Below are 26,090 nucleotides of genomic sequence, written 5' to 3' on the forward strand. Positions count from 1 at the left end.
TCAACCGCGGCGGCCTGCCGGTCATCACAACCAGTACTCCCACATCCGGGCCAACCCTTCCTTGATGCGCCAGCCAACCGGCCGGTGTTGCCAAGCCTCCAGGGTAACAGGCGTGGAGGCTGCCTGGTCGTGCTCGAATACCGCTTTCATCTGCGCCGCAAAGTCCGGCCCGAGGATGACGGCGTTGACCTCCTGGTTGTGCAGGAAGCTGCGCCAGTCGAGGTTGGTGGAGCCGATGGTCGACCACACGCCGTCGATCACCGCGGTCTTCGAGTGCAGCAGCGCGTCGCGCCGCTCGTAGATCTTGACGCCTGCCTGCAGCATTTCGTCGTAGTAGCTGCGGCCGGCATTGAAGATGAGTCCCGAGTCGGTCTTGCTGGGCAGGATGAGCCGCACGTCCACGCCGCGCTTGACGGCATCGGCCAGTGTGGCGCGAAGCTGCGGGTCGGGCGCGAAGTAGGCGTTGGTCAGCCAGATCTCCTTCTCCGCGCTCTCGATGGCGGAGATCAGCGTCGCATAGATCGCGCTGTAGGCGTCGTCCGGCGAGCCGGCGATGGCCCGCACGATTTCCTTGCCGCGCGGCGTGAGCTTCGGAAAGAACTCCCGCGAGGGCAGCGGCGGGCCCTTCTGCTTGGTCCAGGTGTCGATGAACATGCGCTGGTATTCCGCCACGGCCGGGCCTTCGATCTGCAGGTGCGTGTCGCGCCACGGCAGCTTCGCGCCCTTGCGCGGCGCCGACTTGGCCGAGCCGCCCGAGTACACGGCGCTGATGTTGATGCCGCCCAGGAAGGCCGTGCGTCCATCCACCACCAGCAGCTTGCGGTGGTCGCGCTGGTTCACGTTCCAGCCCGCCTTGGCGGTGAGCGGGTTCACCGGGTTGAACTGCAGCACCTGCACGCCCGCATCGGTCAGGGTCTTGAAGAACTCCGCCGATGTGCCCATCGTGCCCACCGCGTCATAGATCATCGCGACCGGGACGCCCTGGTTCTGCTTGGCGATGAGCGCCTGCGCGAACTGGCGGCCGGTCTCGTCGTCCTCGAAGATGTAGGTTTCCATGTGCACATGGCTCTTCGCGTCTGCGATGGCCGCGAGCATGGCCTTGTAGGTGGCCGGCCCGTCCTGCAGCAGCGTGACCTTGTTGTCGGTCACCAGCGGGCTGTCGACCATGGCCTGTTCCAGCGCGAGGTGGCGTTCGAGGATGTTGGTGTCAGGCGTGCGGCGCTTGAGCTCGTCGATGATGGCCTTGCTGCGCGCCGCCGACAGCGGTCCCTTGCCGTTCTCCAGGACGGGGGCCTTACCCACCGGCGCCATGTCGGGATGGATGGCCGGCAGCGAGCGGCATCCGCTGATGAAGAAGATGCCCAGGCCCACGGCAAAGAGAGATCGAAGAATCGGATGGATTCGCACGACCCTCATTCGGCAAGCGCCGTGCCCGGCGCCGGTGGCTGCGCGATGTTCAGCGGTTCTTGATGGCTTGGGCGGCTTCGGTGATCAGCGGCGGGCCGCGGTAGATGAAGCCGGTGTAGATCTGCACGAGGTCGGCGCCTGCGTCGATCTTGGCCTTCGCATCGGCGCCGGACATCACGCCGCCCACGCCGATGATCGGCGTGCCCTTGGGCAGCCGCGAGCGCAGCTGGCGGATCACGCGATTGGACGCCTCGAACACCGGCGCACCGCTCAGGCCGCCCGTTTCCTCGCCATGCGGCAAGTGCTTCACCGCATCGCGTGCAATGGTGGTGTTGGTGGCGATGATGCCCGTCATGCCGCTCTTGGCGAAGGTCGCGGCGATGACGTCGACCTGCGCTTCGTCCAGGTCCGGCGCGATCTTCAGGAAGATGGGCACGCGCTTGCCGTGCTCCCGGGCGAGCTTCACGTCGCGCTCGCTCACGGCCGACAGCAGGGCGTCCAGTGCCTCGTCGGACTGCAGCGCGCGCAGGTTCTTGGTGTTGGGCGAGGAGATGTTCACCGTCACGTAGTCGGCATGCGGGTACACGCCGTCCAGGCCGATGAGGTAGTCGTCTACTGCGTTCTCGATGGGCGTGGCCGCGTTCTTGCCGATGTTCAGCCCGAGGATGCCGCCGCTCTCGCGAAAGCGCGCCTGCTTCACGTTGGCGATGAAGGCGGCCAGCCCTTCGTTGTTGAAGCCCAGCCGGTTGATGAGCGCGTTGGCCTGCGGCAGGCGGAACATGCGCGGCTTGGGGTTGCCCGGCTGCGCCTTCGGCGTGACCGTGCCCACCTCGATGAAGCCGAATCCCATGGCGCCCAGGCCGTCGATGCAGCGGCCGTTCTTGTCCAGGCCCGCGGCCAGGCCCAGGCGGTTCGGGAACTTCAGGCCCGCGACGGTGACCGGGTCGCTCACCCGGGTCTGCGCGACGGTGCAGATCAGGGGTGTGCGCTGGATGCGCGCCAGCGCCCCGAGTGTCAGTTCATGCGCGGCTTCAGGGTCGAGTCCGAAGAGGAACGGGCGGGCGAGGGCGTAGGGAACGAGGGCCATGGAGCGGGTCTTGGGATAATCCGCGGATTGTCTCAAACGCGGCGAGCGAACATGACCCAGGACGAATTGAAAGCACTGGTGGGCCAGGCGGCCCTGGACTACGTGGTGCCAGGCAGCATCGTGGGGGTGGGCACCGGTTCCACGGTGAACTGCTTCATCGATGCGCTGGCGACCATCAAGGACCGCATCGCGGGCGCGGTGTCCAGCAGCGAACGCAGCACCGAGCGGCTTCGTGCCCACGGCATCGCGGTGCTCGACAGCAACACGGTGGAACGCATTCCGGTCTACGTGGACGGGGCCGACGAGATCGACCACCACGGCAACATGATCAAGGGCGGCGGCGCGGCGCTCACGCGCGAGAAGATCGTGGCCGACATCGCCGACCGCTTCGTGTGCATCGCCGATGAGTCCAAGCTGGTGCCGACGCTGGGCAAGTTCCCGCTGCCGGTGGAGGTGATCCCGATGGCGGCCTCGCAGGTGGCACGCAGGCTCAAGGCGCTGGGCGGAGAGCCGGTGCTGCGCGCAGGCGTGGTCACCGACAACGGCGGGCACATCCTGGACGTGCGCGGCTTGTCCATCACCGATCCGGCGGCCATGGAGCGCGACATCAACCAGTGGCCCGGGGTGGTGAGCGTGGGCATCTTTGCCCGCAACCGCGCAGCGGTGTGCCTGCTGGGCACCTCGCAGGGCGTGAAGACCTTGAGCTTCTGATTCGTCGCACGGTCGGACGGTCGCGGGCGCCCAAATGGGCGTAACCTCGGGGTGTCGGCAACTGATGAAGGACGGCCCATGGCCAAGCCCAACTACTCGTTCGAAAAGCGCCAGCGCGAGCTGGCCAAGAAGAAGAAAAAGGAAGAGAAGCTGCAGGAAAAGGCCGCCCGCAAGGCCGGAGGCGGCTCCGGCGAGCAGCCCGACGAAGCCACCCAGGGCAACGTGCCCGCCGACGACGGTGCGGCGCCTGCCGACACCCAACCCAATCCCTGAGGAGGCGGCCATGCCGCGACGTTCGAAGCGGCATGATGCCAACGAGCCCAAAGACGAGACGGCCCCGGCCAAACCCCGTGCCGCCGTCTATGCACCAGGCCTGAAGGCCGGCTTCCGGGCCACCGCTCAGCGGGTGCAGGACATGCACCACGCCATCGCCGACAAGACCTTCGGCGTCTTGCAGAAGGTGCCGGTCGTGTCGCTGCCGGCACGTGTGGTGCAAGGCGCCCACGATGCCATCACCGATGGGGTCTACGCCGCTGTCCGCGCAGGTGGGCATGCCGCCCTGAGCGTGGCCGGTGCGGCCGAGGCGATGAGCCTGGATCCTGCGCGACGCGTGGGTCCCTCCGAGCAGGCCGTGAGGAGCGCGTTGAACGGCGTGTTCGGCGACCACCTCGCCGAGGACGGCAGTCCGCTCGCGGCGGACCTCGACTTCCACCTGGACGGCGCACCGCTCGAGCTGGACGGCCCGGTCGTCGAAGGTCTGCAGCCGAATGTGCTGATCTTCATCCACGGCCTGGCCTGCGATGAGCGCAGCTGGTTCAGGCGCAGCACCAGCGGTTCGGTTTCCGAGGGCTCGTACGGCGAGCGGCTGGCCGCCGAGCGGCCCGTCAGCGCGCTCTACGTTCGCTACAACACCGGCATGCCGGTCGAGCACAACGCGCGCCGCCTCGGCGAGCGCATCGAGGCGCTGCTCGCTGCCGCCCCGCAGGTGCGCGACCTGGCCATCGTCGGGCACAGCATGGGTGGCCTGGTGGCCCGCAGCGCCTGCGACCTGGCCGTGCAGGATGGCGCCTCCTGGCTGCGCGCCGTGTCCGTGCTGATGTGCCTGGGCACCCCGCACCGCGGCGCTCCGCTCGAACGGCTGGGGCACCTGGCGTCGATGGCGCTGAATCTGTCGAAGGTGACGAGGCCGCTGGCGCAGGTGGCCAACGCACGCAGCCGCGGCATCAAGGACCTGCGGCACGGCCTGCGTGGCCAGGGCGCTGCGTTGAGCGTGCCGGTTCGGCTGCTCGCCGCCCGCTTGGCAGATGACGATGCCAGCCCGGCGTCGGCCATGATGTCGGCCTTGCTGGGCGATGGGCTGGTGATGCCTTCAAGCGCTGCCGATGGCGACCTGCGCGGCGACGTGCAGCGCGAGGAGCTTCGCGGCATCGGCCACATGGGCCTGCTCAACGATGCGCGGGTCTACGAGATCGTGCGGCGGTGGTGGGACGAGACGCGCCCTGCGCTGGTCACTGGCGCCGCGCCTCGCGGCTGACGAAGCGCGCAACGTCCACGGCATCGATCAGGCTGGCTTCCAGCGGGACAGGGGCTCGGGTGATCATGGATGCCAGCCCCCTGGCTCCCAACATGCACCAGGTGATGCCTCGCGAGGCGAGGCCGGTGAACACGTAGAGGCCTTCCTGGCGCGGAACGAAACGGGGCTGGTCCAGGCGTTTGCCGTGGAGTTGATCCGCGGGCAAGGGCACACCGCCGAGCACAGGCAACCTGTCGTCAGTCACCCAGCGCCAACCGACGCGGCCGCTCAGGCTGGCTGGATCGAGCCGAGCCCAACCGGCATCGGCGGTCAGCTGTTGGACCTGTCGAAGGTTGTGGGCGTGATCGGCGTCTCGGCAATCGGGCTCGAGATCGTCGGTGTGCACGGTGGCGCCGAACATCGCGAGGCCATCCACCGGCGGCAGCAGGTAGCCTGAGCCGGCGACCGGCACGCGGGGCAGGGCCATTGTTCCAGCCGGCGCCATGCTGAGCTGGCCGCGCACGGGTTGCATCGGCCAGGCCGTGCCGGCGAGCTTCATGCTCGATCCGGCGTTGGCCAGCACCACGGCGTCGCCCTCGGCGATGACTTGTGCCCGGGCATCGATCACCTGCCAGCGGCCCTCGTGGCGGCGCAGTGAATCCACCTGGAGCCCGCCGCGGAACATGACCTGGGCGCCCGATGCGGCGAGAAGGGACCGTGCCAGCAAGGCCGGCCGCACCCAGCCGCCTCCGCCATAGAACCAGGCGGGATGTGCCATCGCCATGCCCGCGATGGCGGCGGCCTGGTCTGCGGCGACGGCCTGCACGTAGTCCTCCGGAAGCCCCAGGGCTGCGAGCGAGGATTGCATCGCGGCAGCATCCAGCCCCGAGGTTTCCAGGCGAAGCAGGCCGCGCACCTCGCCCAGTCCGGGTTGTTGCGTGAGCAGGCCGGAGATGACACGGCGGGCCTCCAGCGCGGCGGCCCGGTTGAAGCGTGCGTGCGTGCCGTCCTGCGCGTTCACCACGCCGTGGAAGAGTCCGGCCGGGTTGCCGGACGTTGCCATGGCCGGCTGGTCGTTGGCATCGAGCACCTCGCACGTCCACCCTTGCCCGGCCAGGGCCCAGGCCGTGGCACAGCCGGCCAGCCCGGCGCCGATGACCACCGCACGTCCACGCGAGGGCGCCGACCCTGCGTGCCGTGAAGGCGAAGCCTTGGGCGCGAAGCGCGGCGAGTACCGCGCCACGGTGATGTCGAACTTGCCGCCGACGCCGGGCTGCCGGGTCACCTCGAAGCCGGCGGCGGCCAGTCCGTCGCGAACCGCGCGCGCCACTGACCAGGTGGCCGCGGTCGCGCCCGGCGCAGCCATGCGGCCCATGGCCTTGAACAGGCGCGGCTCCCACATCTGCGGGTTCTTGGCCGGCGTGAAGCCATCGAGAAAGAAGGCGTCCACCTGGGCCACCAGTTCGGGCAGCCAGTCCTGCGCGTTGCCCAGCGCCAGCAACAGCTCGACTTGTCCGTCCTCGAAGCCGAGCCGGTGCAGGTTGGGTGTCAGCGGCGGCCAGGCCTCCACCAATTGCCGGGCCAGGCCGGCCACCGACTCATCGCGTGGCATGGCGGCCATGTCGTCACGCGTCAGCGGGTGTTGCTCGATGGAAATGAAGTGAAGCCGGCAAGGACGGCCGGCGCGCCGCCAGGCGTCCCAGGTGGCGAGGAAGTTGTTGCCCAGTCCGAAGCCGGTCTCCAGCACGACGAAGCTGTCGCGGCCGGCGAAACGCCCGGGCAGGCCATTGCCGCGCAGGAAGACGTGCTCCGCCTGCTGCAGGGCACCCGCAGCCGGGTGGTAGACGTCGCCGAACAAGGGCGAGAAGGGCACGCCGCGCTCGTCGCGCTCGACCCGGGCCGCCACGATGGGAGCGGTTTTCATTCAGCAAAAAGACAAAAGGGCACCGAAGTGCCCTTGAGTGTGCCCGTCACCGGCCAACGGTCAGACGCGTTTGCGGTATTCGTGGGTGCGGGTGTCGATTTCGATCTTGTCGCCGGTTTCCACGAACAGCGGAACGGCGATCTCGAAGCCGGTGGACAGCTTGGCAGGCTTCATCACCTTGCCCGAGGTGTCGCCCTTGACGGCCGGCTCGGTGTAGGTCACTTCGCGGACCAGGCTGGTGGGCAGCTCGACCGAGATGGCCTTGCCTTCGTAGAACACCACTTCCACGGGCATGGCGTCTTCGAGGTACTGGATGGCGTCGCCCATGTTCTCGGCTTCCACCTCGAACTGGTTGTACTCGGCGTCCATGAAGGCGTACATCGGGTCGGCGAAGTAGGAGTAGGTGCACTCCTTCTTGTCCAGGATGATCTGGTCCATCTTGTCGTCGGCCTTGAAGACGACTTCGGTGCCCGAGTTGTTCAAGAGGCTCTTGAGCTTCATGCGCACGGTGGCGGAGTTGCGGCCGCCGCGGCTGTATTCGGTCTTGAGGACGACCATCGGGTCCTTGCCCTGCATGATCACGTTGCCGGCGCGAATTTCCTGTGCAATCTTCATAGCGAATTTCCGAATGATCCCGCCAGGGCGGGGACGCGCCGCGGGCTGGTTTGATGGCCTTCCTGGCGCTGTAGGTGCGCGTCCGCCCAAATTGCCCCCGGGTGTCTGGTCACCCGGCTACCGGATCGCGCAAAGCCTTGAATTCTAGCGTTTTTCGATGGCGAAATCGCGCAGCTGGCTCACCAAGTCCGGCTGGCTGAGCAGGGATTCACGCCACGCCCGGGCCTGCCGGGTCCACGCGCCCAGGCCGGCAAGGGCGGGCAGGTCGTGCCCCAGGCCGTTCCAGGCCGCATGCCAGCCATGGACCGCCGCGGCGACTCCAGGTTCCGCCGACTGGAGGAACAAGGCCTCGAAGGCGGTGAGCTTGTCGCCGTGCACGCCATCGTCCTGGGGGTAGATGTGCCACACGAACGGCTTGCCGGCCCACTGGGCGCGGACGAAGGAATCCTCGCCGCGCACGAAGTTCAGGTCGCAGGACCACAGCAGGTGGTCGTAGTCGGGCTGGGTCAGCCGGGGGACGACCAGGGCCCGCAGGTGGCCGCGCTGCAGGCTGGGGCCAAGCTGGGCAGCCACTTGTTCGCTGGCGTGGCCGCTGGTCGCCAGTAGCAGGGTGGGCTGCTGGCAGAGCCGGTCCAGCAGGGCAGCCACGGCTGGATTCGGGTAGCAGAACAGGCTGACGATGCGCTCTTCGCCGCGCGGGGCCAGGCCCCGGCTGGCCAGCCACGGCCCGGGCTCGAACCGGGCCTGCCGCGACATCAGATCGGGCTCGCGAATCAGTCCTCCCGTGGCGGCCGTGAAGCCGGGGTAGAAGAACCACTTCACCAGCCCCTTGCCCGGCCCGCTCATCTGCGGCGACATCAGGCGGTGGCTGCGCTCGACGTAGGGTTCCGCGCTGAGGTACTCCAGGTTGATCCACACGGGTGGCCTGCTGGCTGCCGCCATGCGGGCCATGAAGTCGTCCGGCAGGTGGCAGCCAAAGGCTTCGACGACCACGTCGCCCGGGACGGCCTCGACCGGCCCGGACGGCCATGGCCGGACCTCCACGCCCTCGTGTCCTTGCGGCGCCATCCATGCCAAAGCGCTGCCGTCATCCACCCACAGCCGCACACGCTCGCCGCGCGACGCGAGGTCGGCCGCCGCGCGCCAGCACACGCCGATGTCGCCGAAGTTGTCCACCACGCGGCAGAAGATGTCCCAGAGCATGGGCCGATTATTTGCCATGCCTTCGTTCGCCATTGCCATGTGCGGCCCTCGCGTGCGGCCCTCGCGGGCATCGGCAGACCCGGCCACGAGGTCCAACACATAATTCGGCCAATGACCGACGTTGTGGATATCCCCCCGGACGAACCGTCCCCCGACGATGCCGCCCGCGAGCGCGTGCTGGCCGACGTGGCCGCGCTGCCCGGCCTGCCGGGCGTCTACCGCTACTTCGACGCGCAGGACAACGTGCTCTACGTGGGCAAGGCGCGCGACCTGAAGAAGCGGGTGTCCAGCTACTTCACGAAGAACCATGGCGGCACGCGCATCGGCCACATGGTGAGCAAGATCGCGCGGCTGCAGACGACGGTGGTGCGCTCCGAGGCCGAGGCGCTGCTGCTCGAGAACAACCTCATCAAGACGCTCAAGCCGCGCTACAACATCCTGTTCCGCGATGACAAGAGCTACCCCTATCTCAAGCTGGTGTCGCACGAGTTCCCGCGCGTGGCCTACTACCGCGGCGCGGTGGACAAGAAGCACCGCTACTTCGGCCCGTACCCCAGCGCCTGGGCGGTGAAGGATTCGATCGCGCTGTTGCAGAAGGTCTTTCGCCTTCGCACATGCGAGGACACGGTCTTCAACAACCGCACGCGGCCTTGCCTGCTGTACCAGATCAAGCGCTGCTCGGGGCCGTGCGTGAAGTACATCGCCCCCGAGGACTACGCCCGCGACGTGAGCCACGCCGAACGTTTCCTGATGGGCGAGCAGCAGGAGGTGATGAACGCGTTGCAGACCCAGATGATGGGCTACGCCGAGGAGCTGAAGTTCGAGCAGGCAGCGGAGATCCGGAACCAGCTCGGTGCCTTGTCGCGGGTGCTGCACCAGCAGGCGGTGGAGGACAACACCGGCGTGACCACCAAGGACGCCGACATCCTCGCCGTGAAGGTCCACGGCGGCCGCGCCTGCGTGAACCTGGCGATGGTGCGCGGCGGCCGCCACCTGGGCGACCGGCCGTACTTCCCGGCGCATGTGGACGACGCCACCGCCATCGTGGACGACGAGGCCGAGCGCAAGGAGCCCGAGGTGCAGGTGCTCGAAGCCTTCATCGCCCAGCACTACCTCGACAGCGCGGTGCCGCCGCTGCTGGTGTTGAGCCATGCGGTGGACAAGGCGCTCATCGATGCGCTGTCGCAGCAAAGCGGCGTGCGCATCACCGCGCAGCACCAGCCGCGCGAGCCGCGGCGGGCGTGGCTGGACATGTGCATCAAGGGCGCGGAGATCAAGCTCGCGCAACTGCTGGCCGAGGAAGGCTCGCAGCAGGCGCGAACCCGTGCGCTGGTGGAGGCGCTGGACCTGGACGTCGACGACCTCGATACCTTCCGCATCGAGTGTTTCGACATCAGCCATACCGCCGGCGAATCGACTCAGGCATCGTGCGTGGTGTTCGAGAACCACAAGATGCAGAACTCGCAGTACCGTCGCTACAACATCGAAGGCATCACCGGCGGAGACGACTACGCAGCCATGCGGCAGGTGCTCACGCGCCGCTACGGGAAGATCGCGGCGATGATGGCCGAGCAGGCCAACCCGCCTGCCGCACCCGAAGGCGAGACGCCCCCCGCCAACGATGCCGAACCCAGGCCCGCGCCCACGAAGCTCGCCCGGCTGCCCGACCTCGTGCTGGTCGACGGCGGCAAGGGCCAGGTGAGCATGGCACGCGAAGTCTTCCAGGAACTGGGCCTGGAACTGTCGCTGATCGTGGGTGTCGAAAAAGGTGAAGGGCGCAAGGTCGGCCTGGAAGAACTGGTCTTCGCCGACGGTCGCGACAAGGTCTATCTGGGCCGCGATTCCGCCGCGCTGATGCTGGTCGCGCAGATCCGCGACGAGGCCCACCGTTTCGCCATCACCGGCATGCGGGCTCGCCGCGCCAGCGTGCGCACCGGCGGCAGCCGGCTGGAAGACATCGCGGGCGTCGGCCCGAAGAAGCGTGCCAAACTGCTGCAGCGTTTCGGCGGCGTGAGAGGTGTGGCCGCCGCCAGCGTGGACGACCTGGCGACAGTGGAAGGTGTGTCCAAGGAACTCGCTGAGGAGATTTATCGTGCCCTTCATTGACAACAAGCGCTTGCAGCGCAGTGCCATCGCGACCGCGGCCTTGCTGACGGCCTGCGCTTCTCCATCACCGCCGCCGCCCGCGCCGGCGCCCACGCCCCGGCCGTCGACCACCGCCACTGTGCCGGCCGCGGGCAGGCTGAACACGCCGGGCGCGGTGCGCAGCATGACCGAGATGCGGCAGCAGGCCGCGCGGCGCATCGTGGCCGCCAACCCCAACGGCACTTACGTCGGCACGGTGCCCGACATCCTGCTGGCCATTCCGGTGCTGGAGATCGAGCTGAACGCTGATGGCAGCATCCGCAACATCGACGTGCTGCGCAGGCCCGGCCAAGCGCCCGAGACGCTGCAGATGGCCATCGACGCGGTGCGCCGCGCGGCGCCGTTCGGCGACGTGTCGCGCGCGCCCAAGCCGTGGAAGTTCGCCGAGACCTTCCTCTTCAACAACGAGCGCAAGTTCAAGCCACGCACGCTGGACGAATGAGTGCATGAGGCGCGGTTTCGTGGGGGCAGCCGAGTTTCGGCAGAATGGGGGCCTATGTTCTTCAACCTGCCGACACTCCTGACCTGGGCGCGCATCGTCGCCATTCCCCTCATCGTCGGCGTGTTCTACCTGAGCGACCTGCAGCAGCACACGCGCAACCTCGTGGCCACCGTGCTGTTCGTGGTGGTGGCGCTGACCGACTGGGCGGACGGCTACCTCGCTCGCAAGCTCAACCAGACTTCATCGTTCGGCGCCTTCCTCGACCCGGTGGCCGACAAGTTCCTGGTGTGCGCCTCGCTCATCGTGCTCGTGCACCTGGGCCGCGCGCATGCACTGGTGGGCCTGGTCATCATCGGTCGCGAGATCGCCATCTCGTCGCTGCGCGAATGGATGGCGCAGATCGGCGCTTCACGCAGCGTGGCCGTGCACATGCTCGGCAAGGTGAAGACCACGGTGCAGATGATCGCGATTCCGTTCCTGCTCTATGACGCCGTGCTCTTCGGCCTCATCGACACGCGCATCTGGGGCACCGGCCTCATCTGGATCGCGTCGGTGCTGACCATCTGGTCGATGATCTACTACCTGCAGAAGGCGCTGCCCGAGATCCGCGCCAAGGCCCGCTAGCCTTGTCCGGCAGCAACGACGGCGCGCTGGTCCGCGCCATGCCTGCGGTGTTCGTGCTCATCTGGAGCACCGGTTTCATCGTGGCGCGCTTCGGCATGCCGCACTCGCCGCCGCTGAGTTTCCTCGCCATCCGCTACGCGCTGTCGGTGCTGTGCTTTGGTGTGTGGATCGCGGTCTCTCGCCCCGCCTGGCCGCGCGACCGGCGCCAGGCATTCCACCTCGCCGTGACGGGTGTGCTGATGCACGCTGGCTACCTCGGCGGCGTGTGGGCAGCAGTCAAACTCGGGTTGGGCGCTGGCACCATCGCCTTGCTGGTGGGCCTGCAGCCCATCCTCACTGCCTTGTGGGTGACTGCCATGCCTGCATCGGGCGAGGCGCACTCAGTCACCCGTCAGCAATGGCTGGGCCTGATGCTGGGCCTGGGCGGACTGGCCCTGGTGGTGTGGCGCAAGCTCGGAGCCGGCGAGGTGGGTGCGGCCAACCTGGGGCTCGCGATCTTCGCGCTGCTCAGCATCACCACTGGCACGCTCTACCAGAAGCGCTTCGTCGCGCCTTGCGACGTGCGCACCGCGAGCTTCGTGCAACTGCTGGCGGCCCTGGCGGTCACCGCGCCCCTGGCCCTGCTGGAGCCCGAGGCGGTCGACTGGCACCCGGCCTTCATCGGGGCCATGGCCTGGTCGGTGTTCGCGCTGACGCTGGGTGGCAGTTCGCTGCTGTACCTGCTCATCCAGCGCGGCGCGGCGACGAAGGTCACGAGCCTGCTTTACCTTGTGCCGCCGTGCACGGCGATCATGGCCTGGGCCATCTTCCATGAAGTGCTGACGGTGCCGATGATGCTCGGCATGGTCCTGACGGCGGCAGGGGTGGCGCTGGTGGCGCGCACACCGACGGCCTGAATCGGCACAATCGCCCGCATGTTCGAATCCTTCGAGTCGCGCCGCTTTGTGGTCGACGGCGCCGAGATCCATGGCCGCGTCGGCGGCACCGGTCCGGCCTTGCTGTTGCTGCACGGGCATCCGCAGACGCATGTGATGTGGCATCGCGTGGCCGGCGACCTGGCGCAGCGCTTTCGCGTGGTGGCGCTGGACCTGCGTGGCTATGGCGACTCGTCGCGGCCCTTGTCCGATGAATCGCACGAGCCCTACTGCAAGCGCCGCATGGCGCGCGATGCGGCGCAGGTGATGCAGCAACTGGGCCACGACCGCTTCGCGCTGTGCGCCCACGACCGCGGCGCCCGCGTGGCGCACCGGCTGGCGCTGGACCATGCGGATCGCGTGAGCCAACTCATGCTGCTGGACATCGCCCCGACGCTCGCGATGTATGAGCAGACCTCCGAGCGTTTTGCCCGCGCCTACTGGCACTGGTTCTTCCTCATCCAGCCAGCACCCTTGCCCGAACGGTTGATCGAAGCCGACCCATCGTCCTACGTGGTCAACGTGATGGGGCGCCGGCATGCGGGCCTGTCGGTGTTCGATCCGCGTGCGCTCAGCGAATACAAGCGCTGCGTGGGCATCCCCGGCTCTGCCCATTCGATCTGCGAGGACTACCGTGCGTCGGCCGGCATCGACCTCGACCATGATCGTGCCGACCGCGGGGCCGGCCGCAAGCTCGACGTGCCCACGCGTGTGCTGTGGGGCGCGCACGGCACGGTGGGCCAGTGCTTCGACGTGCTTGGTCTGTGGCGCGCTGCAGCAAATCAGGTGAGTGGCCGCGCGCTGGACTGCGGCCACTACGTCGCCGAAGAACAACCGGCTGAACTTCTCGGCGAGATGCTCGCCTTCTTCAAGGACACGCCATGAAAAAAACTAAATACCGCATCGCCGTGATTCCCGGCGATGGCATCGGCAAGGAGGTCATGCCCGAAGGCCTTCGCGTGCTCGAAGCCGCGGCCTCGCGCTTCAACATCGACCTGCAGTTCGAGCACCACGACTTCTCCAGCTGGGACTACTACGAGCGTCACGGCCAGATGCTGCCCGACGACTGGAAGGACCGGCTCCAGTCCGCCGACGCGATCCTTTTTGGTGCAGTGGGGTGGCCCGAGAAAATCCCCGACCACGTGTCGCTGTGGGGTTCGCTGCTTCGCTTCCGGCGCGAGTTCGACCAGTACATCAACCTGCGGCCCGCGCGCCTCATGCCCGGCGTGCGCTCGCCGCTGGTGGGGCGCGACGGGCAGCCGCTCAAGCCGGGCGAGATCGACATGCTCATCGTCCGTGAAAACACGGAGGGCGAATACTCCAGCATCGGCGGGCGCATGTACGAAGGCACCGAGCGCGAGATCGTCATCCAGGAAACGGTGATGTCGCGCGTCGGCGTGGACCGCGTGCTCAAGTTCGCCTTCGACCAGGCGCAGCAACGGCCGCGCAAGAAGCTCACCTCGGCCACCAAGTCCAACGGCATCTCCATCACCATGCCGTACTGGGACGAGCGCGTACAAGAAATGTCGAAAAAGTATCCGGACGTGAGTGTGGACAAGTTCCACATCGACATCCTGACCGCTCACTTCGTCCAGCGTCCGCAGCACTTCGACGTGGTGGTGGCGAGCAACCTCTTTGGCGACATCCTCAGCGATCTCGGACCGGCATGCACTGGCACGATCGGCATCGCACCCTCGGCCAACATCGACCCGACGCGCCGTGCGCCCTCGCTGTTCGAACCCGTGCACGGCTCGGCGCCGGACATCGCCGGCCGCGGCATCGCCAATCCCGTCGGGCAGGTCTGGTCGGCCGCGATGATGCTGGACTTCCTCGGACACCGCGACGCGCACGATGCCATCCTGCAGGCCATCGAGACGGTGCTCGCGCCTGAATCGGGCGCACCGCGCACGCCCGACCTCGGGGGCAAGGCGACGACCATCGACATGGGCCGTGCGATTGCAGCATCGCTGTGAAAGGCGTGAACGGCACTGACACAAACACGCGGAAACACTTGGCGCCATGCGGGTTGGCGCCGTTTTTCCTCGTCGCGCGACGCGCGCTTGTCAAGCGAGAAATCACGCTCGAAGTTGCCCGTCTTGCCCCTGGTGAATACGCATAGAATCCGCTTCCGCGCTTGACACTGTGAGGTCGCACGGCTGTAATGAATTCGACGCCGTCCTCCCCAATCCGCGGCCCAATCACCATCCCAGATTCCTTGTGAGACACCTTTGAGAGGGGGTACCTTCGTGAACAAATCTGAACTGATCGAACACATCGCCAAGCAGGCGGACATCTCCAAAGCGGCCGCGACTCGCGCGCTCGAAGCGGTGATCGGCGGTGTGAAGACCACGCTGAAGAAGAACAACAGCGTGTCGCTGGTGGGCTTCGGCACCTTCAGCGTCAGCAAGCGCGCAGCGCGCTCGGGCCGCAACCCGCGCACCGGCGCCACGATCAAGATCAAGGCCGCCAAGGTGCCGAAGTTCCGTCCCGGCAAGGCGCTCAAAGACGCAGTCAACTGAGATTCCATTCCGGGTGCTTAGCTCAGTTGGTAGAGCGGCGCCCTTACAAGGCGTAGGTCGGGGGTTCGAGCCCCTCAGCACCCACCAGAATCAGCGGCTTGCCACCCCGGGCAGATGTGGTCCGGTCGGCTAGAATCTCCGGCAAGCCCGCACCCACAAAGGCGAACCTCGGTTCGCCTTTGTTGCGTTTGCAGCTTCACTCTTTGTCATACGCAGCCAGAAGTCCTGCTGCCCCATCGTCGAGGCCTTCGATGTTTGATTTCGTTCGATCGCACACCAAGCTGTTCCAGTTCCTGCTGCTGCTGGTGATCGTCCCCGCCTTCGTGTTCGGGTTCGGCCTCCAGGGCTACAACAAGTTCACCGGTCCCGGCAACACCACCGTCGTGAAGGTGGGCTCGGGCCGGATCACGCAGGAAGAGTTCGACAACGAGCACCGTCGGCAGATCGACCGCATCCGCCGTCAGGCGCCCGGCCTGGACATCAAGATGTTCGACACGCCGCAGATGCGCCAGCAACTGCTCGACACGCTGATCCGCGACCGCGTGCTGCAGGAGGTCTCCGACAAGCTGCACCTGAACTCGTCCGACGTGCGCATCCGCAGCCTGATGAACAGCGACCCGCAGCTTGCGTCCGTGCGCGGCCCCGATGGCGCGATCAACAAGGACCTGTACATCCAGGTGCTGGCGTCCAACGGCCTCTCGCCCAAGGAGTTCGAAGCCAACTATGCCCGCCAGCAAGTCCTGCTGGGGGTGAGCCGCAGCGCCTTCGCACCGGCCGCTGCCGCCAGTACCGCCTTCGATGCCTTCTTCCAGCAGCGCGAACTGCAGGTGCAACGCTTCGACGCCAAGGACTACGCGAGCAAGGTCACGCCTTCCGACGCCGACATCGAGAAGTTCTACAAGGACCCGGCCAACGCCGCGCTGTTCCAGGCCGAGGAGCAAGCCAACATCGAGTACGTGATGCTGGATGTGGATTCGCTGGCGAAGTCGGTGAAGGTTGCGGACGAGCAGCTCAAGCACTACTACGAGCAGAACGAGAAGCAAGGCCGCTACACCGTGCAGGAAGAGCGCAAGGCCAGCCACATCCTCGTGAAGGCAGACAAGAGCGCACCGGCTGAAGAGCGTGCCAAGGCGAAGGCCAAGGCCGAGGCGCTGCTGGCCGAGGTGAAGAAGAACCCCGCCGGCTTCGCGGAAATCGCGAAGAAGAATTCCGACGACAAGGCGTCTGCAGAACGCGGTGGCGACCTCGACTTCTTCAACCGTGAAGCCATGGTCAAGCCTTTCGCCGATGCGGCCTTCGCAATGAAGGAAGGCGACATCAGCGGCATCGTCGAGAGCGACTTCGGCTTCCACATCATCAAGGTCACAGGCGTGCATGCCGGCGGCAAGAAGAGCTTCGACGACGTGAAGGCGGAGATCGAGAAGGACCTGCGCCGCACCGAGGCGCAGAAGCTCTTCGCCGAGAAGGCCGTGGACTTCACCAACACCGTCTACGAGCAGTCCGACAGCCTCAAGCCCGCGGTTGACAAGTTCAAGCTGGAACTGCGCACCGCGCAGAACGTGAAGCGCACGGCGTCGCCCAATGCGCCCGCGCCGCTGAACAGCGAGAAGCTGATGGCCGCGCTCTTCGCGCCCGACATCGTGAAGAACAAGCGCAACACCGATGCGGTGGAGGTGGGCCCGAACCAGCTCGTCTCTGCTCGCATCGTGCAGTACACCGCCGCGCACACGATCCCGCTGGCCGAGGTGAAGGACATGGTGCGTGCGCGTGTCGTGCAGGCCCAGGCTGCGGTGCTGGCTCGCAAGGATGGTGAGGCCCGCCTGGCTGAAGTGAAGAAGGATCCGCAGGCCGCGCTGGCTGGCGAGCCGGTCGTGGTGTCGCGCGCAGGCGCGAAGGACTTGCCGCGCCAGGTGGTGGATGCGGCATTGCGCGCCGACGCTGCCAAGCTGCCCGTGGCGTTGGGTGTGGAACTGCCCAATGGCTATGCCGTGCTGCGCCTGACCAAGGTGCTGGGCCGCGACCCGGCCGCGCCGGATGCCGCGCGCGCCCAGCCGCAGATGGCGCAAGCCGTCGGCGAAGTCGAGACGATGGCTTATTACGCCGCGCTGAAGAGCCGCCTGAAGGTGGAGACCAAGGAGAAGTCGCTCAAGGTGTCGACCGACGCCGCCAGCGCACCGAAGTGATGGACCGTGGGTGAGCTGCGGCCGTCCTGGCAGCAGCTCACCATGCAGGGCTCGCGAAAGTGGAGTCCGCAAAGGTGGAGCCCACAAAGCAAAAGGCCTCTCGGAGTTTCCGAGAGGCCTTTTGCTTTGCAGTTTGGGTGGGGTGGCTGATGGGACTCGAACCCACGACGACCAGAATCACAATCTGGGACTCTACCAACTGAGCTACAGCCACCGCAGAGCCGCGCATTATATGCCAATCACGAGAGACACCCAAAGTCTCGCGTGTTAGCGCGTGGGCGGGGTGCGATCGCATCGCTTTGCGGTACTGCTGGCTTTGCATTCCGCGACTCGTCCCCTCTCTTGGGTGGATGGTCCCCCATCGCATGGCCGGCGCTTCCATAATCGCGCCCAAACAACGCGGGGGATTGGATGGTCTTCGTCTTCGTCTTGCTGGGCGCCTTGCTCGGCGGCGTCATGGCTGGCGGCACCGGCGCACTGGTCGGCGCGGTCGTGCTGCCGGTGGCCTGGGTCTCGATCCGAAACCGCATGAACGACGACGGCGATGACAAGCCGAAGCCGTCGGCTGTCCCCCAGGTCACTGAGGCGCAGGCCAAGGCTGCTGTGCCGACGGTCCAGGCGCTGGCGGCACGGGTCCAGGCGCTGGAAGAGCAGGTGGCGCAGTTGCGCCGGACCATCGCCGAATCGAGGCCGGAAGCGGTGGCCGATGCGACGGCGCAGGAGGAGCACAGGAGTGCGTCCGTGCTGGCCGCGATGCAGCCGCCAGCCGTGGCAACGATTGAACTGCCAGGGCCCGCTCCCACGGTGTCCATGGCGCAGGATCTGGCCATGCCGGCGGCTGCCGCTCCGATCGAGGAGGTCGCGCCTGCCGAGGAACCCGAGTTCGATCTGCAGCCCATGGCCGCCACGTTGTCGGAGTCCGCATCGGTCACGGTGGAACAGGCGCAGGCCTTCGACCTGCCTGAGGCGCCGGAAGCCAACAAGGAACAGCCAGCGTGGACAGCCCCGGCCCCCCGGCCCCCCGCGCCGCCGCGAGCCCCCACGCCGCCGCTGCGCGACCAACTCCCGCCCTTCATCAGCAACTTCATCTTCGGCGGCAACACCATCGTCAAGGTGGGCGTGCTCATCCTCTTCCTGGGCCTGGCCTTCCTGCTGCGCTATGCGGCCGAGCGCGTGACGGTGCCCATCGAGCTGCGCTATGCCGGCGTGGCGATGGTGGGCGCGTTCCTGCTAGGCATCGGCTGGCGGCTGCGTTCCCGTTCGGCACAGCAAGGCGGCAGCGACTACGGACTCATCCTGCAAGGTGCGGGCATCGGTGTCTTCTATCTCACCGCGCTCGCGGCGATCAAGCTCAATCCCTTGCTGACGCCTGCGGTGGCCTTCACGTTCATGGCGCTGGTGTCGGTGCTGGGCGCGGTGCTCGCGGTCACGCAGAACGCGCCGTGGCTGGCCCTGGTGTCCGTCGCCGAAGGCTTCGCGGCGCCGGTGCTCGTGTCCACCGGCGGCGGCAACCACGTCGCCTTGTTCAGCTACATGCTGATCCTGGATGTGGGCATCTTCCTCATGGCATGGTTCCGCGCCTGGAGGCCGTTGAACCTGGTTGGCGCGGTCGCCACCTTCAGCCTCGCTTCGGCCTGGGCCAGCGAACACTACAGCGATGCGCTGTACGCCAGCGTCCAGTTTTTCCTGATCGTCTTCTTCCTGCTCTTCACCTTCATCGGTGTGCTGTTCGCGCGGCGTGCGCTGGCGCAGGGAACGGAGCCCGACGAAAGCCTGCCGCTGGCTGAACGTGCCGCACAGGCGCTGAATCTCGTGGGGCGCGTGGACAGCACGCTGACCTTCGGCATCCCGCTGGCCGCCTATGGACTGCAGTACCTGCTGGTGCAGGACAGGCCCTGGGGCCCGGCGTGGAGTGCCCTGGGCTTTGCCGTGTTCTACCTGCTGCTGGGCGGTCTGCTGCTGCGCGGCGGCCATCGGCGCTATTCGCTGCTGGGCGAGGCCTACGTGATCGTGTCGGTCATCTTCGGCACGCTGACGATTCCGCTCGCGCTCGAAGGCGTGTGGACGGGCGCGACCTGGGCGGTGGAAGCCGCAGGCATGTACTGGCTGGGCGCCCGGCAGCGCCGCACCTACGCGCGGCTGTTCTCTCTGGCCGTTCTTGCCGGAGCGGTGGTGCGGCTGGTCACCAGCATGGACGTCGACCTGCAGGCGGGCACGCCGCTGCTGGTCGGCTCGACGCTGGGCATGGCCATGCTGGCGGCGAGCGTTGTCGCGATGCTGTTGGTGCATCGCAAGCTGCCGGCCAGCGAGCGCAACGGCATCGAGTCCATGAACGATGCATTGCTGCCCTTGCTCGCCGCGGCGGCCGTCACCTCCATGCCGTGGATGCTGCTTGCGCCGCGATGGGCGGGCGTGTGCACCTCGTGGCTGGCTGTCGTGGCCATGCTGTCGCGTGAGCGCCTGAAGGCACCGGTGCTGCGCTTCGCGGCGGCAGTGATGCACGTCATCGCGCTGGCCAGCCTCGTGCTGTCGCTTCGCGCCGTCGATGGCGCCGCGATGTTGGCCAGTGGCCTGTCAGGGCTGGTGTCGGCCGTGCTGATCGGTGCAGGCCTGCTGGCGACGGCTGCGCTGGAGCTGCGCGCGCAATGGCTGAAGCTGAAGGCCAGCGCCGCGCCGACGTGGTCCTTGTCCGGCAGCCTCGCGCTTGTCGCCGGTATCGGCGTGATGAGCGGCAGCCTGCTCTTCGTCATGCCGGCGGATCGCGCCGCCCTGGTCTGGCCGTGGCTGGGCCTGGGCACGCTGTGGGCAGGCCTGCGGCTGTCGCATCCGGCACTGTCCTTGAGCTGGCTGGCGCTGCAGGTGGTGGCGGGCATCGCGACCATTCTGTACGGCCCCGCCTTGTGGGACGCCACCGTGAACGGCTCGCCATGGATGGGGCCGCTGGTGCTGGTGGCCGCGGCGCTCCTGGCGGGCGACTGGCTGCAGCGCCGCACCGCGCCCGAGTGGGTGCGCTGGCCGGCGACCCAGTGGGCGATGGTGGGCTGGACCATGGCCTGGTGGATCCAGCTCTTGCCGCCCGAATTCGACCGCCAGCTTCAGCACATGCAACGTTCGGCCTTGTGGCCGGCGGTGATGGTGCTGTGGGTGCTGTTCAGCACCATGCTGATGGTGGGCCTGGCGCGTTGGCGCCGCTGGACGGCCATGGGTCAGGCCAGCGTGGTGGCGCTGCCGGCGTGGATGCTGCTGGCTGCTGTCGGGCCTGTCGCGCATGGCGCTTCACCGTCCGCCTCCCTGGGCTGGCTCGCCTGGCCGCTGGCGCTGGCCTGGCACATCGCCTTGCTCAAGGTGCAGGAAGAGAGCTGGGATGCCAAGCTGCTGCGGCCCCTGCACGTGCTGGGGTTCTGGTTCTTCCTGCTGTTGGGTGCACGTGAATGCCAGCTGCTGATGCAAGGGCTGGGTGAACCGGGCGCCGCGTGGTCCGTGCTGGGTTTCATGCTCGTGCCCGCTGCGGTGCTGGTGGGCATCACGCGGCCCGCGTTGCTCAAGCGCTGGCCGATTGCCGGCCATGCGGCCGCCTACCTCGTGGCAGGCGCTGCGCCGGTGGCGCTGTACCTGCTGCTGTGGCTGTGGGTCGGCAACACCCAGGCCGGCTCGGCCAGGCCCTTGCCTTACGTGCCACTGCTCAATCCGCTGGAGATGGGGCAGGGCCTCGTGCTGCTGGCCCTGGCACTGTGGTTCAAGGCGCTGCCCGAGGAATGGCGCGCCCGGGTGTCGCGCCAGGCCATGCACGCCGTCCTCGCGGCCACGGCCTTCGCGCTCTACACCGGACTGGTGCTGCGTACCTGCCACCACTGGGCGGGCGTGCCCTGGGATGCTGGCGATCTGTTCCAGTCCAGGCTCGCGCAGGCGGCACTGTCGGTGGCGTGGTCGCTGGTGGCCGTGGGTGCGATGCTGCTGGGCAACCGCAAGCTCAGCCGCACGGTGTGGGGCGCCGGCGCATCGCTGCTCGCCGTCGTGGTGGCCAAGCTCTTCCTGGTGGAACTGGCCGACCACGGCGGGCTGTACCGCATCGTGTCCTTCATCGTGGTCGGCGTGCTGCTGCTCGTGGTGGGCTACTTCGCGCCGCTGCCGCCCAGCAGCACGAACGACAAGCCGGCGACAGCCTGAGGTGACCATGACGCATCGATCAAGCATTCCTGCCTTCCTGCTGGCCACCGTTGCGGCAGGCACCTCGGCGCAAGCCGCGCAGACGATGGAGCTGTCCCTCAAGGGCGAGGGGCCGTACTACTCGGTGACGATCCCGCTGTCGCTGCGCACCCGGTCGAGTTCGCCGGAGTTGCGCGACCTGCAGGTGCTCAACGGGCGTTCCGAGCCGATTCCCTTCGCCTGGGTCGAGGCGCTGCCCGGCACCGTGCAGGAGTCGGAGCAGGTGGTGCCGGTCTTCAAGCTGCCGGGGCCGGCCTCGGGCGCCAAGGCCACGGCGCCCAGGAGCTGGATGCTCGACACCCGCGCCGTGAAGGGCGGCATGCTGTCGCTGTCGCTGGGCCTGCCGGAGACAGTCCGTGGCGTGTACAGCCTGCGTGTGGAGGTCAGCGATGACATGCAGCAGTGGCGCCAGGTGCAGGACTCGGCGCAGGTCGTGTCGCTGGAGCACCAGGGGCAGCAACTGGTCAGCATGAGCATCGACATGGCCGGCTCGCGCGGCAAGTACGTGCGGCTCACGGCCTTGAACCACAGCCTGCTGCCTGATCTGAAAGAGGCCAAGGTGACGAGCGTGGTGGAGCAGTCGGAACTGCGGCCCGTGCAGTGGAGCGATGCCATCGCGCCGACGGCCTGCGCGGCGGACCATTGCGACTACGCGATTCCGAAGAACGTGCCGCTGGAGCAGGTGCGTTGGCAACTGGCCGAGCCCAACACACTGGCGCGGGTGACGGTGTTGGGGCAGGTCGATGCCGCTATCGCGCCTGAAGTTCATGAGCGCTATCACCAGCGGCATCTCCACCTGCTGCATCACCATCCCTTGCGCAAGCTGCGTGAGAAAAGCGCGCCACAACCACAGACGCCGCCTTCGCCACAATGGGCCGAACTTCAATCGGCCACGGTGTATTGGTTGCGTCCGAGCGAGGGCGAGGTGAGGTCCGGTCCGATGTGGCTGAGCAGCGGGTTCTATTCCGGCCTGCGCATCCAGACCCAGGGGCCGATCACGCAGCTGGGCTCGACACCGCCGATGCTTCGCGTGGGCGCGCGAACGCCGATGCTGGTGATGCTGGCGCGAGGTCCTGGCCCGTACCGCCTGCAGATGACGGACGACCCGAAAGCAGCTTCGGCGGCGATGTCGCTGGCCGACATGATGCCTTCGCGCAAGCCGTCGGATCCTTTGCCGGCTGACACGGCAAGCGTGATTGAGTCGGCCCCGCCGGTGATGACGCCATCGCCCGCGAAGGCTGCGTCGGCAGCGCCTGCAGCCGCGCCGGCCAAGGACGAGTCGAAGACGATCTGGCTCTGGGCCGCGCTGCTTGCAGGGCTCGCTGCGATGGGCGGCATGGCCTGGACGCTGCTGAAGAAGCCCGTGGCGCCCTGAGCGCGACAGTCGACGCGCTCAGCGCCGCGTCGACAACCCGCGGATGATCACGCGGCAGCCGATGCCGCGCGACAGCTCGCGCCATTCCACCTCGCCGCCCAGTTGCTTTACGCGCTTGCGCACGCCGCCCAGGCCGAGGCCGTGCGACCAGGCGCGCGGGTTGCGGCCGATGCCGTCGTCAACCACCGAGAGGTCCAGCCGGTCGCCTTCGAGGCTGAAGTCGATGTCCACCCGCCGGGCCTGCGCGTGGGCGATGATGTTGCTCACCAGCTCGCGCAGCACCCGTGTCAGTGCCGACCACTGCACCACCGTGAGCAGGATGTCTTCATCGAAGTGGAAGGTCCACCCGAGCTCGATGTGGGCGGCCGTGAGCCGTTGCGTCAGATCGGCCTTCCACTCCGCCGCCGCATGGGAGAGCCGGTGGTTGGGCGCGGCCAGTCCGCGCGTGAGCGTCTTCAGGTCCTGCAGCGTGTGCCGCACGTACTCTTCCATCTCCGGCGAATGCGCCTTGTACATGAGTGTCAGCAGCCGCGCGCCGATGTCGTCATGCAGGTCTTGCGCCAGCCGGGCGCGCTCCTCACTGCGGCCTTGTTCCACCGCCTTGTCGAAGGCCACCGCGCGGCGCAACTGCTCCACGATGCGGTCAGCCAGCCGCGCATCCTCCGAGGTGAACAGCCGCCGTCCGCGATGCGCGAAGCGCAGCACGATGGAGCCTGAGCTGGCCTGCAGGCCGTCGTCCTCCGCCGGCTGGCTGAGCTGCGGCACGGGCAGGATCATGGCCGAGCCGTCGGCCACGATCCGCGTGATGTTGCTGCGCTTGTCCACCAGCATCACCTCGATGGGCTCGAACAGTTCGCGCAAGAGCTGCGAGAGCAGGGCGGGGGTGCGCTCGGGATGCAGTTCCACCTCGCGGGCGATGCGGTACAGCTTCTCGAACATGCGCTCGGTGGTGAGCATGCTGTTGCCCAGCAGCTGGTTCAGGATCCACTGGCGGGCTCCTGCGTAGACGCCCAGCGAGAGGAACAGCGACAGCGTCAGCGAGGCGAACTGGCCGAAACTGAACACCGCCACGAACAGCAGGTCCAGCGAGGTGGCCACGGTGCTGATGGCTGCGAGCAGCGAGAACTCCCGCATGATCTGCTGCGACTTCGACAGGAAAGGCACCAGCAGCAGCAGCGACGCGAGGAACACGTACCAGATCATCGAGCCGATGGCCGCGATGTTGTTCTGCACGCCCGGCGCCTGGGCCGCCGCGGCCAGCGAGATGGTGAGCAATATCCACGTGCTCACCGCCACCACGCTGAAGCGCCGCAGCACGATCGCGAAGGGGTGCGGCTCGATGCGGTACGACCAGGTGAGCAGCACCATCATCAAGACGCCCATCACCGACTCGCTGCCCTGCGCCCACCACCAGGTGTCGGGCAGGATGCCCTGCACCATCAGGCCGATGAGCACCAGCACGTAGAACCAGGCGAGCAGGGCGATCCAGCCGGCGCCGGGCAATCGTCGCGGGTGCCGGCAGATCGCGTTGATCATGGCCGCGGCCGTCACCAGGTCGAAGGCCATGCGCAAGGGCATGTCCAGCCGGGGGAAGGGCATGGGCAGCGCCAGTTCCAGCGTGGATTCCACCGCGATGAAGACGAGGTTGCCCGTCTGGCACAGCGCCATCACCGCGTAGAGCAGGTTCAGCCCGGTGGGCCTCGCGAGCAGCACGACCATGGCCACGAGGTACAGCACCAGGCCGAGCGCGCTGAGCAGCCAGAACATGCCGCCCAGGCCGGCGAAGCCGCGCCTCTGCAACTGCAGCTCCACCATGTCGCCATCGGAAAAGAAGAGCTTCACGCCCTGCCGCGACAGGGCGTTCGATATCTGCTCATGCATCGCCCGGTGCCGCTCGCGGTCGGTGTCGGAGATGAGCCAGCGCGAGGAGCGCTGCAGGGTGAGCATGTCCGCCACCGCGACGGACACGTCGCCGCCGACGATGCCGATGAGCGCGTGCCCGAGGTGGGGCTTGAGCGCCGGGTCGCTGGTACTGGCCAGTTCCAGCCGGCCCTGCGAGTTGGCTCGCCAGCTGGCGTCGATGTGCGGCGGGTCGCTCAGCCAGCGGGCGAGGAAGAACAGGCCCATGCAGCCCAGCAGCGCCGCGCCCACCAGCAGCCGCAGGCGCCACCCCATCCAGCGGGTGAGGTTCGCGTTGCCGCTGAAGCCGCGTTCCAGCAGGCCTGAATCAAAGGCCGACTCTGCGGCGGCCGGCCCTGCGGCCGGTGTGGTGGTGTTGGGCCCGCGGTCGCGAGGCGGGAGATCGGCGCCGAGGCCCGTGCTGGTCACAGCCACTGCGTTTTTCCCCGAGGGCCCTGTGGCCGCTGTTTAGACCAGGCCCTGCTTGCTGGCCAGGACAGCCGCTTCAGCGCGGCTGGACACGTTCAATTTCTTGTAGATGGACTTGATGTGGTCATTCACCGTGAACCACTTGATGCCCATGAGGCTCGCGATCTCCTTGATCGTGAAACCCTTGCTCAGGTAGGTGAGCACCTCGCTCTCGCGCGGGGTCAGGCGTTCATGGTCCAGCGGCGCGCCCTTGCCCAGCGGCATGGGCCGGCTGCTCTGGAAGCCCGAGGACGGCAGCGGCGTGAAGCCGGAATCGCCGCCGCCCGTGGGGCCATGCCGGAAATGCGTGAGCAGGCGCCGGGCAATCGCCGGAGACAGCGGTGGCTGGCCGCGCACGATCTTCTGCAGCTCTTCGACCAGCACTTCGAAGCGGTCTTCCTTCAGCAGGTAGCCGTCCGCGCCGCATTGCAGGGCGGGGAAGAGGTGGTCGTCGTCGGAGTAGAGCGTGGTGACGATCTTGGTGGCCGGATAGCGGGCCAGTTCGCCCAGCAACTCCATGCCGTTGCCATCGGGAAGTTCCAGGTCGACGAGGATCAGCTTGAAGGGATCGCTGGGCGCGACAGCGGTGGAACCACTTTGCAACGCAATGTTTCGACGCGCCGATTCCAGGTCACCGGCCTCGGTGATGACGATGGTGTCGGAGAAACTCTCGCGCACCACGCGGCATAGGAAGCTGCGTGCAACGGGGTTGTCTTCGACGATCAGAACCTTGACTGCCATTGGATGGGCCGGTACTTTTTCTCAGAAGTGCTCATCGTAGCAGCCTGACGGAGAAGCGAACCCCTAAATCTTGGCGGCTGTCGCCTGTCCGGTTTTGCCCGCCCAACCCGTAAT

The 26,090-nt window shown here is 67.3% G+C and carries 20 protein-coding genes and 2 tRNA genes; 14 read left to right on the top strand and 8 right to left on the bottom strand.

Going from position 1 to position 26,090, the window contains the following annotated elements; translation table 11 throughout:
• Positions 1–24 precede the first annotated feature (24 nt).
• On the bottom strand, positions 25–1,416 hold the full coding sequence (gene cls, locus DZC73_RS23750) for a cardiolipin synthase (RefSeq protein WP_124542863.1): 1,392 nt from the start codon (positions 1,414–1,416) through the stop codon (positions 25–27).
• A gap of 40 nt (positions 1,417–1,456) precedes the next feature.
• Positions 1,457–2,494, bottom strand: coding sequence for a quinone-dependent dihydroorotate dehydrogenase (locus DZC73_RS23755; RefSeq protein WP_124542864.1), 1,038 nt, complete (start codon positions 2,492–2,494; stop codon positions 1,457–1,459).
• 51 nt (positions 2,495–2,545) lie between these two features.
• On the opposite strand from DZC73_RS23755, the gene rpiA reads away from it, so the two are divergent.
• From rpiA to DZC73_RS23770, 3 genes are all read left to right on the top strand, one after another.
• Positions 2,546–3,205: a ribose-5-phosphate isomerase RpiA gene (rpiA, locus tag DZC73_RS23760; RefSeq protein ID WP_124542865.1), complete on the top strand. Its 660-nt coding sequence runs from the start codon at positions 2,546–2,548 to the stop codon at positions 3,203–3,205.
• A gap of 78 nt (positions 3,206–3,283) precedes the next feature.
• On the top strand, positions 3,284–3,478 hold the full coding sequence (locus tag DZC73_RS23765; RefSeq protein ID WP_124542866.1) for a hypothetical protein: 195 nt from the start codon (positions 3,284–3,286) through the stop codon (positions 3,476–3,478).
• A gap of 10 nt (positions 3,479–3,488) precedes the next feature.
• Positions 3,489–4,739, top strand: a complete 1,251-nt coding sequence (locus DZC73_RS23770) for an alpha/beta hydrolase family protein (RefSeq protein WP_124542867.1) — start codon at positions 3,489–3,491, stop codon at positions 4,737–4,739.
• Here DZC73_RS23770 and mnmC read toward each other — a convergent pair.
• The 3 genes from mnmC to earP form a co-directional block, all read right to left on the bottom strand.
• Positions 4,714–6,642 (bottom strand): bifunctional tRNA (5-methylaminomethyl-2-thiouridine)(34)-methyltransferase MnmD/FAD-dependent 5-carboxymethylaminomethyl-2-thiouridine(34) oxidoreductase MnmC, encoded by a 1,929-nt coding sequence (mnmC, locus tag DZC73_RS23775; protein ID WP_124542868.1) that lies wholly within the window; start codon positions 6,640–6,642, stop codon positions 4,714–4,716. The two genes, DZC73_RS23770 and mnmC, sit on opposite strands and share 26 nt — an antisense overlap.
• Before the next feature lie 60 nt (positions 6,643–6,702).
• A complete protein-coding gene (gene efp, locus DZC73_RS23780; RefSeq protein ID WP_124542869.1) occupies positions 6,703–7,257 on the bottom strand; it encodes an elongation factor P in 555 nt (184 codons plus the stop codon).
• 144 nt (positions 7,258–7,401) lie between these two features.
• The gene (gene earP / locus DZC73_RS23785; RefSeq protein ID WP_124542870.1) at positions 7,402–8,460 is read right to left on the bottom strand and encodes an elongation factor P maturation arginine rhamnosyltransferase EarP; all 1,059 of its coding nucleotides are present in this window, start codon (positions 8,458–8,460) and stop codon (positions 7,402–7,404) included.
• A 111-nt stretch (positions 8,461–8,571) separates the two neighbouring features.
• Here earP and uvrC point away from each other — a divergent pair, with 111 nt between their 5' ends.
• The 9 genes from uvrC to DZC73_RS23830 all read left to right on the top strand — a co-directional run bounded on the left by uvrC (position 8,572) and on the right by DZC73_RS23830 (position 17,287).
• Positions 8,572–10,566 (top strand): excinuclease ABC subunit UvrC, encoded by a 1,995-nt coding sequence (gene uvrC / locus DZC73_RS23790; RefSeq protein WP_124542871.1) that lies wholly within the window; start codon positions 8,572–8,574, stop codon positions 10,564–10,566.
• Positions 10,553–11,047, top strand: a complete 495-nt coding sequence (locus tag DZC73_RS23795) for a hypothetical protein (RefSeq protein WP_235835258.1) — start codon at positions 10,553–10,555, stop codon at positions 11,045–11,047. The genes uvrC and DZC73_RS23795 overlap by 14 nt, the downstream gene beginning before the upstream one ends.
• A gap of 54 nt (positions 11,048–11,101) precedes the next feature.
• Positions 11,102–11,671, top strand: a complete 570-nt coding sequence (pgsA, locus tag DZC73_RS23800; protein ID WP_124542872.1) for a CDP-diacylglycerol--glycerol-3-phosphate 3-phosphatidyltransferase — start codon at positions 11,102–11,104, stop codon at positions 11,669–11,671.
• Positions 11,672–11,709: 38 nt separating this feature from the next.
• Positions 11,710–12,567, top strand: coding sequence for a DMT family transporter (locus DZC73_RS23805; protein ID WP_124543114.1), 858 nt, complete (start codon positions 11,710–11,712; stop codon positions 12,565–12,567).
• Between the two features lie 18 nt (positions 12,568–12,585).
• Positions 12,586–13,470: an alpha/beta fold hydrolase gene (locus tag DZC73_RS23810; RefSeq protein ID WP_124542873.1), complete on the top strand. Its 885-nt coding sequence runs from the start codon at positions 12,586–12,588 to the stop codon at positions 13,468–13,470.
• Positions 13,467–14,558, top strand: coding sequence for a tartrate dehydrogenase (locus DZC73_RS23815; protein ID WP_124542874.1), 1,092 nt, complete (start codon positions 13,467–13,469; stop codon positions 14,556–14,558). The genes DZC73_RS23810 and DZC73_RS23815 overlap by 4 nt, the downstream gene beginning before the upstream one ends.
• A 273-nt stretch (positions 14,559–14,831) precedes the next feature.
• The gene (locus DZC73_RS23820; RefSeq protein WP_124542875.1) at positions 14,832–15,104 is read left to right on the top strand and encodes an HU family DNA-binding protein; all 273 of its coding nucleotides are present in this window, start codon (positions 14,832–14,834) and stop codon (positions 15,102–15,104) included.
• An 11-nt stretch (positions 15,105–15,115) separates the two neighbouring features.
• A tRNA-Val gene (locus tag DZC73_RS23825) sits at positions 15,116–15,191 on the top strand.
• 164 nt (positions 15,192–15,355) lie between these two features.
• Positions 15,356–17,287, top strand: a complete 1,932-nt coding sequence (locus DZC73_RS23830) for a peptidylprolyl isomerase (RefSeq protein WP_124542876.1) — start codon at positions 15,356–15,358, stop codon at positions 17,285–17,287.
• A 138-nt stretch (positions 17,288–17,425) separates the two neighbouring features.
• On the opposite strand, the gene DZC73_RS23835 is transcribed toward DZC73_RS23830, so the two are convergent.
• Positions 17,426–17,501, bottom strand: a tRNA-His gene (locus DZC73_RS23835).
• A gap of 197 nt (positions 17,502–17,698) precedes the next feature.
• Between DZC73_RS23835 and DZC73_RS23840 the strand changes: the two genes are divergently transcribed.
• Positions 17,699–21,454 (top strand): DUF2339 domain-containing protein, encoded by a 3,756-nt coding sequence (locus DZC73_RS23840; RefSeq protein ID WP_124542877.1) that lies wholly within the window; start codon positions 17,699–17,701, stop codon positions 21,452–21,454.
• A 7-nt stretch (positions 21,455–21,461) separates the two neighbouring features.
• Positions 21,462–22,868: a DUF3999 family protein gene (locus tag DZC73_RS23845; RefSeq protein WP_124542878.1), complete on the top strand. Its 1,407-nt coding sequence runs from the start codon at positions 21,462–21,464 to the stop codon at positions 22,866–22,868.
• An 18-nt stretch (positions 22,869–22,886) separates the two neighbouring features.
• Here the strand turns inward: DZC73_RS23845 and DZC73_RS23850 are convergent, their stop codons facing one another.
• The gene (locus tag DZC73_RS23850) at positions 22,887–25,202 is read right to left on the bottom strand and encodes a sensor histidine kinase (RefSeq protein ID WP_124542879.1); all 2,316 of its coding nucleotides are present in this window, start codon (positions 25,200–25,202) and stop codon (positions 22,887–22,889) included.
• A gap of 33 nt (positions 25,203–25,235) precedes the next feature.
• Entirely contained in the window at positions 25,236–25,976 is a 741-nt protein-coding gene (locus DZC73_RS23855; RefSeq protein ID WP_124542880.1) for a LuxR C-terminal-related transcriptional regulator, read from the bottom strand.
• Positions 25,977–26,090 lie beyond the last annotated feature (114 nt).

It is taken from the genome of Rhizobacter terrae (genome assembly GCF_003852895.1).
GTDB classification, from domain to species: Bacteria; Pseudomonadota; Gammaproteobacteria; order Burkholderiales; family Burkholderiaceae_C; genus Albitalea; species Albitalea terrae.

Coding starts and splice junctions, on each gene's coding strand:
- cls (WP_124542863.1), bottom strand. CDS start 1,416: ATGAGGGTCGTGCGAATCCATCCGATTCTTCGATCTCTCTTTGCCGTG.
- DZC73_RS23755 (WP_124542864.1), bottom strand. CDS start 2,494: ATGGCCCTCGTTCCCTACGCCCTCGCCCGCCCGTTCCTCTTCGGACTC.
- rpiA (WP_124542865.1), top strand. CDS start 2,546: ATGACCCAGGACGAATTGAAAGCACTGGTGGGCCAGGCGGCCCTGGAC.
- DZC73_RS23765 (WP_124542866.1), top strand. CDS start 3,284: ATGGCCAAGCCCAACTACTCGTTCGAAAAGCGCCAGCGCGAGCTGGCC.
- DZC73_RS23770 (WP_124542867.1), top strand. CDS start 3,489: ATGCCGCGACGTTCGAAGCGGCATGATGCCAACGAGCCCAAAGACGAG.
- mnmC (WP_124542868.1), bottom strand. CDS start 6,642: ATGAAAACCGCTCCCATCGTGGCGGCCCGGGTCGAGCGCGACGAGCGC.
- efp (WP_124542869.1), bottom strand. CDS start 7,257: ATGAAGATTGCACAGGAAATTCGCGCCGGCAACGTGATCATGCAGGGC.
- earP (WP_124542870.1), bottom strand. CDS start 8,460: ATGCTCTGGGACATCTTCTGCCGCGTGGTGGACAACTTCGGCGACATC.
- uvrC (WP_124542871.1), top strand. CDS start 8,572: ATGACCGACGTTGTGGATATCCCCCCGGACGAACCGTCCCCCGACGAT.
- pgsA (WP_124542872.1), top strand. CDS start 11,102: ATGTTCTTCAACCTGCCGACACTCCTGACCTGGGCGCGCATCGTCGCC.
- DZC73_RS23805 (WP_124543114.1), top strand. CDS start 11,710: ATGCCTGCGGTGTTCGTGCTCATCTGGAGCACCGGTTTCATCGTGGCG.
- DZC73_RS23810 (WP_124542873.1), top strand. CDS start 12,586: ATGTTCGAATCCTTCGAGTCGCGCCGCTTTGTGGTCGACGGCGCCGAG.
- DZC73_RS23815 (WP_124542874.1), top strand. CDS start 13,467: ATGAAAAAAACTAAATACCGCATCGCCGTGATTCCCGGCGATGGCATC.
- DZC73_RS23830 (WP_124542876.1), top strand. CDS start 15,356: ATGTTTGATTTCGTTCGATCGCACACCAAGCTGTTCCAGTTCCTGCTG.
- DZC73_RS23840 (WP_124542877.1), top strand. CDS start 17,699: ATGGTCTTCGTCTTCGTCTTGCTGGGCGCCTTGCTCGGCGGCGTCATG.
- DZC73_RS23845 (WP_124542878.1), top strand. CDS start 21,462: ATGACGCATCGATCAAGCATTCCTGCCTTCCTGCTGGCCACCGTTGCG.
- DZC73_RS23855 (WP_124542880.1), bottom strand. CDS start 25,976: ATGGCAGTCAAGGTTCTGATCGTCGAAGACAACCCCGTTGCACGCAGC.